The 12,289-nt window shown below is 43.6% G+C and carries 10 protein-coding genes; 6 read left to right on the plus strand and 4 right to left on the minus strand.

Features of this window, described 5'->3' with window-relative positions:
* Nucleotides 1-72 precede the first annotated feature (72 nt).
* The 6 genes from HHK01_RS02355 (at nucleotide 73) to HHK01_RS02380 (ending at nucleotide 7,398) form a co-directional block, all read left to right on the plus strand.
* Nucleotides 73-1,035: an ABC transporter permease gene (locus HHK01_RS02355; protein WP_170006256.1), complete on the plus strand. Its 963-nt coding sequence runs from the start codon at nucleotides 73-75 to the stop codon at nucleotides 1,033-1,035.
* 11 nt (nucleotides 1,036-1,046) lie between these two features.
* Nucleotides 1,047-1,970 (plus strand): oligopeptide ABC transporter permease, encoded by a 924-nt coding sequence (gene opp4C / locus HHK01_RS02360; protein WP_170006257.1) that lies wholly within the window; start codon nucleotides 1,047-1,049, stop codon nucleotides 1,968-1,970.
* Nucleotides 1,971-2,335: 365 nt separating this feature from the next.
* Nucleotides 2,336-3,694, plus strand: coding sequence for a PTS mannitol transporter subunit IIBC (locus tag HHK01_RS02365; RefSeq protein ID WP_407646950.1), 1,359 nt, complete (start codon nucleotides 2,336-2,338; stop codon nucleotides 3,692-3,694).
* Between the two features lie 43 nt (nucleotides 3,695-3,737).
* On the plus strand, nucleotides 3,738-5,825 hold the full coding sequence (locus HHK01_RS02370; protein ID WP_228027709.1) for a BglG family transcription antiterminator: 2,088 nt from the start codon (nucleotides 3,738-3,740) through the stop codon (nucleotides 5,823-5,825).
* A gap of 5 nt (nucleotides 5,826-5,830) precedes the next feature.
* On the plus strand, nucleotides 5,831-6,271 hold the full coding sequence (locus HHK01_RS02375; RefSeq protein WP_170006260.1) for a PTS mannitol transporter subunit IIA: 441 nt from the start codon (nucleotides 5,831-5,833) through the stop codon (nucleotides 6,269-6,271).
* On the plus strand, nucleotides 6,268-7,398 hold the full coding sequence (locus HHK01_RS02380) for a mannitol-1-phosphate 5-dehydrogenase (protein ID WP_170006261.1): 1,131 nt from the start codon (nucleotides 6,268-6,270) through the stop codon (nucleotides 7,396-7,398). The genes HHK01_RS02375 and HHK01_RS02380 overlap by 4 nt, the downstream gene beginning before the upstream one ends.
* Before the next feature lie 177 nt (nucleotides 7,399-7,575).
* Here the strand turns inward: HHK01_RS02380 and HHK01_RS02385 are convergent, their stop codons facing one another.
* The 4 genes from HHK01_RS02385 to HHK01_RS02400 all read right to left on the minus strand — a co-directional run bounded on the left by HHK01_RS02385 (nucleotide 7,576) and on the right by HHK01_RS02400 (nucleotide 12,137).
* Nucleotides 7,576-9,120 carry an FAD-dependent oxidoreductase gene (locus HHK01_RS02385; protein WP_228027629.1) on the minus strand — a complete coding sequence of 515 codons (1,545 nt, stop codon included), beginning with the start codon at nucleotides 9,118-9,120 and terminating at the stop codon, nucleotides 7,576-7,578.
* 546 nt (nucleotides 9,121-9,666) lie between these two features.
* On the minus strand, nucleotides 9,667-10,293 hold the full coding sequence (locus HHK01_RS02390) for a YczE/YyaS/YitT family protein (protein WP_170006263.1): 627 nt from the start codon (nucleotides 10,291-10,293) through the stop codon (nucleotides 9,667-9,669).
* Nucleotides 10,294-10,559: 266 nt separating this feature from the next.
* On the minus strand, nucleotides 10,560-11,003 hold the full coding sequence (locus tag HHK01_RS02395; RefSeq protein ID WP_228027630.1) for a hypothetical protein: 444 nt from the start codon (nucleotides 11,001-11,003) through the stop codon (nucleotides 10,560-10,562).
* Nucleotides 11,004-11,489: 486 nt separating this feature from the next.
* A complete protein-coding gene (locus tag HHK01_RS02400) occupies nucleotides 11,490-12,137 on the minus strand; it encodes an HD domain-containing protein (protein ID WP_170006265.1) in 648 nt (215 codons plus the stop codon).
* Nucleotides 12,138-12,289 lie beyond the last annotated feature (152 nt).

Consider the following 12,289-nt stretch of genomic DNA (forward strand, 5'->3'; position numbering starts at 1 on the left):
TAGCGAGGACAGGGCGTGCGGAAATTGCCGCCGCACGCTCTGTCCATTTTGAAAGGGATGGAGGGGGAAACGATGTACAAATATATCATTCGCCGCATTCTCATATTCATACCGATGCTCATCGCCTTAACCATTTTAGTATTCGGACTATCACTAGCAGCCCCAGGTGATGCTTTTTCGACACAACTCGATCCAAATATTGATCCTGAAGTGTACGACCAGCAAAGAGAGGCACTAGGATTAAATGATCCTGTCCCCGTCCAATACTTACGGTGGGTCGCAAATGTTGCGCAAGGGGATTTTGGAGAGTCATATGTATATAACGGAAGGCAAGTATCAGAGTTAATTTCAGACCGAATTCCAAACACATTCTATCTAGGTTTATTCGCGTTAGTAGTAACGGTAGTCGTCTCGATCCCGATTGGAATTTACTCAGCAAGAAAGCCTTATTCACTACTAGACTATGGAGCTACTGCGTTTGGCTTTTTCGGGTTAGCAGTCCCTAACTTCTTTTTTGGTCTCGTACTGATTTATGTATTGGCAATCGAATTAAGTTGGTTTCCATCACAAGGATCCGTTTCCGCAGTGGGACTTGAAGGCTTTGATTTATTCTTGAATAAGCTTCAACATCTCGTCTTACCAGGTTTAACTCTTGGGTTGGCAGGGACGGCGAGCTATATGCGCTACATGCGGTCTGAAGTACTTGATGTACTAGGGAAGGATTTTATTCGCACTGCCAGAGCGAAAGGCATGTCCGACCGAAATGTATTGTATAAACATACACTTCGTAACGCAATGATTCCAATCATTACACTTTTAGGTTTTGAAGTAGGTGTACTATTGAGTGGTGCTGTTATAACAGAGGGTGTGTTCCAATACCCGGGACTTGGTACGCTGTTTCTTAACTCAATTGGCGGTCGTGATTATCCAGTAGTTATGGCGATTGCGTTATTACTAGGTGTTTTTATTCTAATCGGTAATTTATTGGCTGATATTTTTTACAGTATTGTTGACCCACGAATCCGCTACGATTGAGGTGATATGACATGCAACCGAATCCACAGGTATCGACTGACCCAAGTTCTGATATTCGAGTAAATGGAAAACTGGCAAAAAGAAACAGTCCGTTTCAACTAGCTCTACGGCGGTTTATGAAGAACAAGCTGGCTGTTGCGGGTGTGGTAATTTTATTACTTATTGTGCTTGCCACTATATTTGCACCTGTGTTTACGGATTTAGATCCAGAAAGAGCCGATTTGTTGTTAATTGAACGGCCGCCAAGTGAAGATCATCCGTTAGGCACGGATAGCTCGGGAAGGGATAATTTAGCACGCTTATTATATGGTGGGCGCATCTCACTCATCGTAGGATTTAGTGCAATGCTCTTTACACTCGTCATTGGTGTAACACTCGGCTCCATCGCTGGATACTACGGTGGAAAAGTTGACTCGATCATCATGCGTGCTGCAGATATGATGCTCATGTTGCCGTTCCTCGTTCTTGCATTGACACTTATCGCTATAATTCAAGAAGTCACCATTGGTTTGTTCGTGACGATTATCGCTATCACCGCTTGGCCGACGCTAACGAGAATTATACGAGGTACCTATTTATCTCTTCGTGAACAAGAGTTCGTTCTCGGTGCTAGAGCGATTGGGGCGAGTGACTTCCGTATTATTTTTAAACACTTTATCCCGAATGCTATCGGACCGATTGTTGTAAACGCAACATTAATGATGGCAACGATGATTATCATTGAATCGGGTTTGAGCTTCATAGGATTTGGTATACCCCAACCGACACCGACTTGGGGGAATATGATTTCCGAAGCACAAAGCTTACGTATATTACGTAACAGTCCGGAGGCATGGGTTCCACCAGGGTTAGCCATTTTAACAACCGTTCTATGTATTAACTTCATCGGTGACGGCCTGCGTGATGCCTTTGACCCGAAAAGTAACAGACGATAAATACAACAATGGGCCTGCTGATGGTATAGTCAGTAGGTTTTATTTTGCCTAAAAATTGGAAGCCAATACGCTTAATTTTTGTCGGTATTGCCGGTGACCGGATAGTGTCCTATTACACACCTCCCCTCCATTTGCATTGAAAATCATACTTTTTGGCAACATGTCTTGTGACAAAGTCGTGCTTTCTTTTCGTTGTGATGAGTGTGTAAGCGTTTTATCATGAATGAGTAGCGAATTTATTGCTGTATATATTTCCTTAGTTTCTATAAAAATTGCATCAAAATGGGGAGGTTTTCGTTTTGGGAACAAAACAATCTGTTTCAATAAAGGTGAAAGTCCAACGCTTCGGTAGTTTTCTTAGTAGTATGATCATGCCAAATATCGGTGCTTTTATCGCTTGGGGTATCATTACAATGCTCTTTATTCCAGATGGATGGCTGCCAAATGAGAGTTTAGCTGCACTAGTCGGTCCGTCGATTACGTATCTTCTTCCTTTACTTATTGGGTACACGGGTGGGAAGATGATTCATGGTACAAGAGGTGGTGTGGTCGGAGCTACAGCCACAATGGGTGTTATCGTAGGCTCAGACATCCCTATGTTTCTCGGGGCAATGGTTATGGGACCGCTTAGTGGATATGTAATCAAAAAAGTGGATAGCTTATTTGACGGGAAAGTACGTTCAGGCTTTGAAATGCTAGTGAATAACTTTTCAGCTGGTATCGTCGGAGCTGGTCTAATGTTAGTAGCACTTACTGGCATTGGTCCTGTTGTAGAAGGACTGAATGTGGCACTAGCTTCGGGAGTCGAAATCATTATAAATGCTGGCTTGTTACCTTTGGCGAGTATCTTTGTGGAACCAGCAAAGGTGCTGTTCTTAAATAACGCGATTAATCATGGCATTTTAAGTCCTTTGGGAATTGATCAAGCTGCAAAAGAGGGAGAATCCATCCTTTTCTTGCTAGAAACAAATCCTGGTCCTGGTTTAGGGATTTTATTAGCCTACATGTTCTTTGGAAAAGGGGCAGCTAAAATGTCCGCCTCAGGTGCTTCCGTTATTCATTTCTTTGGCGGTATTCACGAAATTTACTTCCCTTACATCCTCATGAAGCCACTACTGATTTTAGCAGCTATTGCAGGTGGTGCGGCTGGGGTAGCTACTTTCGCGACCTTTGATGCAGGGCTGATTGCTGTGCCGTCACCGGGAAGTATTTTCGCCTTATTAGGGATGACACCGAAGGGAAACTATTTAGGTGTCATACTAGGAGTATTGGTTGCAACAGGGGTATCCTTTTTCGTCGCTAGTCTCATATTAAAGACATCTAAAGTAAATAATGAAGATATTCAAGCGGCCGCTGAACAAATGCAAGAAATGAAAGGGAAGAAGAGCACAGTCGCCGAGCAGTTTGCTAACAAAGAAACAAGTGTGGATCATCTACAACACGCTAAAAAAGTTATCTTTGCTTGTGACGCAGGAATGGGTTCCAGTGCGATGGGCGCTTCCGTGTTGAAAAATAAATTTAAAAAGGCTGGATTAGATGTTGCAGTGACCAACTCGGCAATTAATCAATTACCTGAAGACGCAGACATCGTCATTACACACAAGGATTTGACGCACAGAGCAAAGGAAAAATTACCAAGTGCGTATCATATCTCAGTCGATAACTTTTTAGGTAGTGATGAGTACGATAAGTTAACACAACAATTACAAGCACGACAAGAATAGTGTTGGAGGTGACTAGCCTCCTTAAAGGGGGGCTGTCGCCGTGATGATTTCTGGAAGAGAAAGAACTCTTTTATCTAAACTTCTTGAATCTAGAGAGTACATCCCTGTAAAACAATTAGCGAGCAGTTTAGGAACGAGCGAAAGAACTATTCATCGAGAGTTAAACAGAGTAGATAGCACGCTCTTGAAATTTGGAATGAAACTTGAAAGAAAAGCGGGAGTAGGGGTTCAGATTTTAGGTAGTGTCGAGCAACAAAAAAAGCTATTACATGACATCTACAGAGAATCCCCAGTGGAATATTCACAACCAGAGAGATGTCGCTTGCTTCTTTGCATGCTCGTGAAATCTGATGAACCGATCAAATTATATACGCTAGCCTCCAGCGTGCAAGCTACTGTAGCAAAGGTTCGCCAGGATCTTGAGCGGATAGAGGTACTCATCCAATCCTACTCACTGCAATTGCTTCGCAGAAGAGGAGAAGGCATTTCGTTAGAGGGAACCGAGCAATCAAAAAGGGATTTGTTGCAAAAATTAGCTCTCGACAGTCTTTCAGAAGAAGATATGATTCATGTAATTGAACAAGGGATACACGGGAAACAACGGAAGCGAGCGGATTTGTTTGGTATCGTAGACGAGCACATTTTTAACCAAGTTGAGGAAGTCGTCTCTCCTCTTTTAGAAGCGCTCCCCTATCCTTTGGCCGACAGTGCTTACTTTGGTTTATTAGTGCATTTATCTGTCACGATAGAACGGCTACAAAATCAAGAAACCATTTCAATGGAGGAAGAAACACTACAATCCCTCCAACCAACCCCTGAATACAAATCGGCTTCAGAGCTTGTCGAGTATTTGGGAGAAGCCTTTTCAATTGAAATCCCCCAGGAGGAAAAGGGATATGTAACGCTTCATTTGCGAAGTGCAAGGAGATTACGAGAAGACCACACATTAGATGCTTTAGCAGGCTCTGCACTGTCCTTTAAAGTGCAACAATTTATTGAACGAGTTGCTAAAAAGTTGAATGTATCGTTGGCTGACGATTATTCTTTGTACCAAGGACTACTCGCTCATATGGAACCAGCTATATTTAGAGTACAGAACGGCGTGTCTGGGTACAATCCTTTAAAGCAAAAAATTCTTGATGATTACCCTTCTATTGTTCATGCTGTGGAACACGGATTGAAAGAAGAGTTCCCAGGTACTAAATTCCCGATGGATGAAGTAGCCTTTCTAGTGATGCACTTCGGATCTGTACTCGAAGGAAAAAAAGACAAGCTTCATATACGAGCGCTGGTCGTATGCTCGAGCGGGATTGGTTCCTCGAAAATGCTAGGGAGTCGCATACAAAAGGAGCTTCCAGAATTTCGCTCTATCGAACTTTGCTCATTACTAGAGATGCGTAAGAAGGACTTGAGCTCTTACGACGTAATTCTTGCAACAATTACCCTTCCGATCGATGCGTCCTGTTATGTGCAAGTGAGTCCTTTGTTACCAGAAGGAGACATTCGGAAAATCCGCAACTTTGTGCAGGAGCATTTGGAGGAGATCATGCATCGCTCTTCGGTTTCCATGAACCATAAAGACAAGAAGGTCAATGTAGGCAATACGATCGAGTGGCTTACAATTTTGCAACAATACGGTAACGTTGTGAAAAGCATTTTGCAAAATTTCTCCTGTACTGCAACCAACGAGGTCTCAATCGAATCAATACTAAAGCAACATTTACAAACGAATATGGAAAAGCTGATTGTTTCACCGAGGGAAGTAGTACAAAAACTGGTAGAGCGAGAAAAGAGCGGAGGACTAGGTATCCCCCAAACGAAAATGGCTCTTTATCATACTCGTCATGAAGCTGTTAAAACACCGTTTGTTCACTTTATCCGTTTACAAACCCCAGTCGTAGTGAAAGGGATGGACGGGAAGCAAATGGATATTCAAACCATAGTGCTTATGCTAGCTCCGATAAGCCTATCGACTGAAGGTGCAGAGGTGCTGAGTCTTGTTAGCTCGACCTTGATTGAATCGGAAGAAATGATTTGGTTCTTTGAACATGCTAGTGAGCGGGAACTTTTGCAGAAATTGAATGCTGTATGTCAACAGTGGATCACAAAGAAAATAACACACCAGGAGTGAGCGGCATGTCAGAAATTATTTCAAAAGAAGCGATAGTACTACAACAAGCATCTGTAACAAAGGAACAGGCCATTCGAATGGCAGGGAATTTGCTCGTGCAAGAGAATGCGGTGGAGAACGCATATGTAGACAAAATGCTTGAGCGCGAATCAATTTCAACTACTTATATAGGAAACGGTGTAGCTATTCCCCATGGTACAGATGCAGCGAAGGAAAACATTCGTACTTCAGCGATCTCCATGATTCAATACCCAGATGGTGTTGATTTCGGAAATGGCAACATTGCATACGTTGTGTTTGGTATTGCCGGTAAGGACGGAGAACACCTCGAAATTCTGTCAAAAATAGCGGTACTTTGTTCTGAAGAAGAGAATGTCTTGCGATTGAAGGATGCAGCTACAAAAGACGAGGTCCTCTCTTTATTTGAAGGGGCTGACAGTATATGAGAAAGGCTGTTCACTTCGGTGCAGGTAACATCGGCAGAGGCTTTATCGGGGCTCTCCTGTCCCAGGCAGGGTATGAGGTAATATTTGTCGATATTAATGAACAAACCATAGATGCCCTAAATGAAAGATCGTTCTATCGGGTGTTTCTCGCTTCGCCTGACGAGGAATCTTTTGAAGTGAACCACGTCCGGGGACTTCATAGCGGTAAGGAGCCTGGAAAAGTTGTGGAGGCAATAGAAGATGCTGAGCTAATCACGACAGCAGTTGGTCCCCACGTTCTCCCAGTGGTCGCAAAAACGTTAGCAGAAGGATTGAAAGCTCGGCTGGCAAAATCAAAGAAACCGTTAGAAGTCATTGCGTGTGAAAATTTAATTGGGGCGAGTAAAAAATTGCAAGCAGAAACAGCGCACCACCTTGACGACAAGACGATGGAAGCTATGAACAGTATAGTTACTTTTCCAAACGCAGCTGTTGATAGAATTGTTCCTGTCCAAACTCATGAAGACGTGCTAGCGGTATCTGTCGAGCCGTTTTTTGAATGGGTAGTTGAAAAGTCTGGACCAGCACAGCAACAAATAGACGGAGTGCTCTACGTGGACGAACTACAACCTTATATTGAACGAAAACTGTATACAGTCAATACAGGTCACGCAGTAGCTGCTTATGTCGGCGTTCAAAAAGGAGAAACGACGGTCAAAGGTGCTATGGACAACAAGGAAGTTTATGAAATTACAAAAGGTGCCTTGCAAGAAAGTGGAAGCTGGCTTGTCGAAGCATACGGTTTCTCCAAGGCAAGCCATGATGAGTACATTGAAAAGATATTAGGGCGCTTTCAAAATCCTTATATATCAGATGAGTTATCTCGAGTAGGTAGAGCACCGATTCGGAAGCTCGGTTTAAACGAGCGACTTGTTGGGCCTGCTAGGAAGAGTGTAGAAAATGGCAAGGCAGTCCCTCATTTGGCACGAGCGATTGCAGCAGCGCTTTACTATGAGAACCCTCTCGATGAAGAGGCAGTTCAGCTACAAAAGATGGTAGAGGAAACCGATCATTTACAGACACTTTCTACGATCTCCACGCTAGCGGAGGATCACCCGCTGCTCCTTAGTGTGAAGGAATATTTGTAATCATTGAAGTGAGAGAAGGACTTCCATAGGGAGTTCTTCTTTTTTCGTAGGCTCTTTTCGCTGTTACATACTATACCGCTCCGGAAATACACTACGCTTTCCGCGGGCTCGAGCTGAGCCTCCTCGATCGCAAAGACTACCGCACCTTTCGAGTGTGAGGTAGTCTTTTCTTGTCTATCAGCTTTCTGACGAATTCTTCAACTCTTGATTCAGCAGCTTTAACGGTTTTTTTGCCGGACCTTCCACCACACTGCCATCATAGTGAAAACGTGAACCGTGGCATGGACAGTCCCACGTGCGATCTCCAGCGTTCCATTCGACCTCACAACCCATATGCGTGCAAGTCGTATCAACAACGTGTAGCTTGCCGTCATGGTCACGATAGCCACCAGCACGTCTCCCGTTAACTGCAACAGGTCTTCCTTCGTCATATTTAAGGTTTTCTGGTTGACTTACTGGAAGCTCCAGTTTCCCTTTCAGCAAATGTCCAGCCACGTCCGCGTTAGTAGAAAGGAAGCGTCTTATGCTTGGATCTGGGCGGAAGCGCGATGGACTGTATAGTTCTTCGTACGGATTTTGCTTTTCAAGAATGAGGTCGTGTAATAAGTGACCAGCTACAGTACTGTGTGTCATACCCCACTTACGAAATCCAGTTGCGACTAGCACGCGAGGATGGCTTTCAGTCAAATGTCCGATATAGGGTACCTTGTCGAGCGTGGTTAAGTCCTGCGCAGACCAGCGATACGGGTAGTCCGCGACACCAAGTTTCTCACGAGCAAATGTCTCTAGTGCCTCATAATGCTTGCGAGTATCGATTCCTTGGCCCGTTTTATGACTTTCTCCACCAATCAGTACATATTGTTCATCGTTTATGGTCACATCTCTTAATGATCGGGACGGAGAGTCGACTTTTAAGAACATGCCTCCGTTGTAAGGGCTTTTCGATTTGACGGCAAGTACGTAAGATCTTTCAGCATACATCCGTGTAAAATAGAAGCCTAGTCCATCGTAAAAAGGAAAGTGAGTGGCGATTACCACCCGTTCGCATCGTATTTTCTGTCCATCCCGTGTTACGACGGTAGGTTGGGCATCATCTTCTATATCCACTGCCGCCGTCTGTTCAAAAATCTCCCCACCGTTTGCTTCAATGTCTCGTAGCATCGTAAGCAAATAACGAATGGGGTGATATTGTCCTTGATTCGGGATCGTAACGGCATTCAGTTCACCTAAATTCATTTCGAGCTTATTTTCAAGCTTGTAAGGAATGCCGAGTTTGTCGTAAGCTTTGGCTTCTTTTTCAATCTTCTTCGCATATTGATCAGTTGTCGCATACAACGTAGCACTGCGCTCACTAAAGTCACAGGAAATCTGCTCTTTTTGAATAAAGGCTTTCATCCACTCCACCGCTTCGTTATTCGCCTGATAGTACAATTTGGCATGCTCTTCGCCGAGATTTCCAATCAATTCGTCGTAAATAAGGTCATGCTGCACAGTCATTTTCGCTGTCGTATGACCTGTTGTTCCATTCATAAGACGGCTCGCATCAATAAGGGCTACTTTGACTCCTGATTCAGCTAAAAGAAAAGCGGTGGTAATTCCGGTTATGCCACCGCCTACGATCGCGACGTCAACCTCTAAATCTTCTTGAAGCGATGGGTACTGAGGAAGGGTCAGGTGATCGCGCCAAAATGGTTCCGGTTGTTGTGGGGTACGATCTGGCATAAGTATGCTCCTTTCTATATAGCACATTTTGCCCTTAGTATCCCCAGCAGGAGGAGTTTTACAACAAAAAAACATTTCATGAGCTCAACACCCAACCTATGTATGAAAATTAGACACAAAGCAGTCTAGTTGTGATCAAGGCGGTGTGAGCAGAGCCCCAAGTAATAACGGTTACCTATGCGATGTTTTATTCTAATAGGGTAAATGAACAAGGTTAGAGCTCGGCGTCGCTCCGCCCCTTTTCCACAAAAACATTTCATGAGCTCAACACCCAACCTATGTATGAAAATTAGACACAAAGCAGTCTAGTTGTGATCAAGGCGGTGTGAGCAGAGCCCCAAGTAATAACGGTTACCTATGCGATGTTTTATTCTAATAGGGTAAATGAACATGGTTAGAGCTCGGCGTCGCTCCGCCCCTTTTCCACAAAAACATTTCATGAGCTCTATGTATGAAAATTAGACACAAAGCAGTCTAGTTGTGATCAAGGCGGTGTGAGCAGAGCCCCTTTTCAACAAAAAAACAGGTGAACAGATTCACCTGTCTTTAATGTGTATTTGCCGTATACCAAGGACGTCTTCGAAATCCTCGCGTTACGATCGGATCGAAAAGCTGAATTAACGGACCAATTCCAAATGTAATAACGAGCGTACCGATGCCGATAGGACCGCCAACGAGTAAGGCAAGCCCCAGCGCTGCGACCTCACCGACTGTTTTTGCAACGAGTAGGTTCCAGCCGAATCGGTCGTGCAAAGAGAGCATGAGCATGTCGATCGGGTTTTGTGGATATTGTGGCTTCAAATAAATTGTGACCCCGAGAGCGATAGTACACATTCCTACCAGGAAGACTGCGTATTTTCCAAGAGTTGATTCACTAGATATCACCGGTGTGAGTATGGAAAGCCAAGTATCTATTAAAAGACCGATCAAAAAAATAGCAAGCACTGAAAATAGCTTTGGTTTTTGGTTGACGAGAAGAGCGTTCACAAATATGAGTATAATGCCAATAATGATAACCCAATTTCCTACACTAAGCCCGATGACGTCTGCTAATCCTACATTGAGTGCATCCCAAGCACCCGCACCGACATCAGCAAGAATAGTTAACGTAATGCCTGCTGTAAGCATGATAAGTCCTACAAAATAAATAAGTAACTTTTCGATGAGCGTCATGGTGTGTACCCCCAGCTTGATTTCGTATGAAAGTCTATACCCTTTTCATTACTCTTGTTAGTATAGCATGGACGTTGCCTTGTTGGAGAGTATTTGGAAGAGGACGTGAAACGTTGTGGGGCTTGTAGTCGACAAACTGAGAAAGAGATTGACAATACTGCCTAATTCTCGTACTCCAGCAACAGTTGTATGAAAAATAAAAAATGAATGGGAGAGGTAGTGAAAGAACGCAGTGGCTAGTCGTTAAAAGAGCAGTGACCGGGTAGTTACCGCTCTTCTGCCACGATAATTTTCCAAGCGAAAATAGCCGTTCCTTCATCCCACGTGCTAAACAGTCCGTAATTGTATTCGCCAGGTTCTTTTGGTGCCTCGTACGATCCGTCTATGCTAGTTTGAAATGAGCCGCTACCATACTTCCAAATGCCGAGCTTTTGTTCAAGGGGTGCCTCAGGAAAAGTGACATAGATGGTTTCTCCTGGCTGCACTACCAATTCCTTTTGATCTGACACGAGTATATCAGGCGATGGAGCATTCGTAGTCGTCGCGCGATCCCCGTCTTCCCAACTATAAGAGCCTCTAACGACCCCAGCTTCTTCCTCTGTATCCGTAATAGTAGGTAAAGGAGGAATTTCCTCAGATGCACAACTGATTAAGACCAAAAGAGTCAGTACACCCACTGCTAGCTGCAAGAACGGTTTCACACGAATCACCTCTAGTTAACTAGTCGATTGAGACTTATATAAAACGTTACTAGTCCATTAGGTTCAGTGTACTTTGTAGTCGGGAATTTTTCCACTCCATTTCCAAAGTGTAAGGAGGATGTAATAAAAGAATGCAAATAAACACAATCGAACCGAGTTTATATAAATGGCATGACATTGTAACAGAATTGCAAATAGGGGGGGAAGCTTTTGAGGAAAGACTGGTACAGAAATTTCACTTCATCGGAGAAATCTCTACGTCAAATGTTAACATCCCAACTCATAGGATCGGCCTCTTCTTGCGCAAATTCTTTAAAGTGTAATCCAATTCCTCTCAACAATAGTACCGTCCTCTTCAGTAAATGTATTTTCGTTATCGTAGCCATGTGCTCAACCCCTTGTTATGATTTTTTCTATCATACAGAAAAGGTTGATAAATATCTATAAAACTCGCCATCTTGTAAAAAAAAACGCACCCATTTATTAGGGCGCGCACTAAGATAAGTTCGTTTTTAAAGTACTCAATGTATTTACGGCAAAAGCCGTCGTGATGACTTTTTCCCAACTGTTTTCGTAGCGCTGTGGTTGTAAAAAGTAAAACGCCCATGGTTCCATCTCTTCTTGCAGTGAAGAGAATCCGAGTTGTTCGCAAAGAGGAACGAAAAACGTCACAGTTTCGTTTGCGTACGTAATTTGCTTAGTACGAGGTTTTGCTGATAGTGTTTGGATGTTGTGTAAGCGGTCACAACACTTTATGAGACCGATACGAGGGTCTTGCATAACGTAATCGAGCAATCGATGGTTTTGTCTCGTTCTATAAAGTTCTTTTGGCTCATTTAGTTGGCGTGGACCTTTCGTTAATCCTTCAACAAAAAACGCAATCGTCTCACCGAATTGTTCACGAATCGAATCGAGCGTTACGTCAGTATCTTCCACAACATCGTGAAGCCAAGCTGCTGCCAAAGTGTCGGCGTCCGCTTGCTCATGACAAAGTCTAAAAAACACTGCCTCAGGATGAGTGATATAAGGTTCCCCAGAATCTCGCACTTGATGGGCATGTGCACGCGTAGCTAAATCTTGTGCTGAACGAACGGTTTGCTGCTCTTCTTTTGTGAGATGCTGCATCATCTCTAGAATTGTCATACGAATGTTACCCCTCTGCCTTAATAGTAATAATGTACAAAATTCTATCACGCCTTTCGACAAAACGAAAGGATTTTCGACAGATTGCCAGAAACTGTTCATAGGGTGTTGTTCTTACTGTATGCAGAACTTGAGAGACAATGACTGAAAAA

Source organism: Bacillus fonticola, assembly GCF_012955605.1.
Taxonomy (GTDB): Bacteria; Bacillota; Bacilli; order Bacillales; family JC228; genus Bacillus_CG; species Bacillus_CG fonticola.